The sequence below is a fragment of the Winslowiella iniecta genome (assembly GCF_001267535.1).
Taxonomy (GTDB): Bacteria; Pseudomonadota; Gammaproteobacteria; order Enterobacterales; family Enterobacteriaceae; genus Erwinia; species Erwinia iniecta.
Genome location: NZ_JRXE01000071.1, coordinates 1 through 429 on the forward strand (window position 1 = coordinate 1; position 429 = coordinate 429).

Here is a 429-nt window from a genome sequence, read left to right on the forward strand (position 1 = left end):
GCTGTCGGAATCGGAGTCGCTGTCGGAATCGGAATCGCTGTCGGAATCGGAATCGCTGTCAGAATCAGAGTCGGAGTCAGAATCTGAATCGTCAATAATTGGAGCTGTTACATCCGCTGCATCAGAAGTGTTATTTGCAGCATCAGTCAGCGTGACTGCGAGGATCCCGCCCGTTGCCTGTGCCGGACTAAGCGTAACGGTAAAGTTACCTTCTTCATCGACCAAACCGGAACCGATGATATTACCCTCGGCATCCTCAACAGAAACGGTTGTTCCAGGCTCACCTTTACCGGTAAGCGTAGTGCCGTTGTCAGAGACGTCCAGATCGGTCGGGGCCAGCGGCGCAGTGGTGTCGTCTGCGGTGGCTTCGGCCGGAGCGGAGGTGTTGCTCGCCGCATCGGTCAGCGTGACGTCCAGCGTTTCGCCGTT

General features: G+C 56.4%; 1 protein-coding gene. It reads right to left on the minus strand.

Features of this window, described 5'->3' with window-relative positions:
* Window positions 1–429 (minus strand): Ig-like domain-containing protein (locus NG42_RS22955; RefSeq protein WP_052903102.1); only part of this gene is annotated, 429 nt, incomplete at both ends.